The organism is Bradyrhizobium altum (assembly GCF_020889705.1).
In the GTDB taxonomy this organism is placed as follows: domain Bacteria; phylum Pseudomonadota; class Alphaproteobacteria; order Rhizobiales; family Xanthobacteraceae; genus Bradyrhizobium; species Bradyrhizobium altum.
The window spans coordinates 1-1,065 of record NZ_JACMYP010000572.1; the positions used below are offsets into that span (position 1 = coordinate 1).

Here is a 1,065-nt window from a genome sequence, read left to right on the forward strand (position 1 = left end):
GCATTGAGGACCGTCAGCAGCTTCCTGGCGACGGCGATGAGGGCGAGTTTGGCTGGTTTTCCGGCCTGTCGCAGTCGTGCATAGAAGGCCTTGAACGGGTCAGCTCTGCGAACTGCGTTGAGGGCCGCCATATAAAGGGCGTCACGAACGCGCTTGCGGCCGCCCGCAATCTTGCGCTTGCCGCGGAAGGCGCCGCTGTCGACGTTGAAGGGAGCAAGGCCAGCGAGCGCTGCGAGTTGTTTCGGTCCGACCCGCCCGAGTTCCGGCATCTGCGCGATGAGCTGCATGCAGGCCACGGGACCCACGCCGGGCAGCGAACGCATTAACTTCGCATCGTCCGCGATCTCCGCTTCGGCTTTAATCAATGCGCTGATGTCGGCCTCGATCTCGGCGATCTCGCTGTCGAGGACCTCGATGAGGCGGCCAATGCGTTCGGCCATGGCGCGATCGTCGGCCTCGCTGCGCCGGTTCTTCTCCTGGGCGCGCATGAGGACCAGCTGATCCCGCCGTTTTGCAAGCCTCGCCAAGGCGTTGCGTGCAGGATCGGCGACCTGCTCGGGGGCGGGCTGCATGGCCCGCGCAAAGGCTGCCAGCATCCGCGCATCGATCGGATCGGTCTTGGCGAGTAGGCCGCTAGCCCGTGCAAAGTCGCGGGCACGGGCCGGGTTGATCCGTGCGAACTGGATCCCGGCCTGACGCAGCGCCTCGCGAAGCGCGAGGTCATAGATACCCGTCGCCTCGAAGACGACCAGCGCATCGCATTGCCAACGCGCCACCTGCTGTGTGATGGCCTGTGTCGCGTTGGCAATGCGCCTCGGCACGCCGTCCGCCTCATCAAAGATATCGAGGTATTTTTTGGAGATGTCGATTCCGACGTAACGAAGAGCTATGATCACGGTGCCTGTCCCTGTGATGCGAGGTCTGTTGGCGCAGCCTCGTGCAACTGTTCAGGTTGATAGATGGAACGGGCGGGAGACCGAGCCGGCTCACGGCGTCAAGCGCCAAGGACCCAACGGCTTCCCGCCCACCCACATCCTGACAGACTTCCAAGACACAGGGACCCAT

At 63.8% G+C, this 1,065-nt stretch carries 1 protein-coding gene; it reads right to left on the reverse strand.

Annotation, left to right across the window (positions count from 1 at the left end; translation table 11 throughout):
• The coding region (locus tag H8B02_RS47455) for a transposase (RefSeq protein ID WP_229172542.1) at positions 1–896 on the reverse strand (896 nt) is incomplete at its 3' end.
• Between the last annotated feature and the right edge of the window lie 169 nt (positions 897–1,065).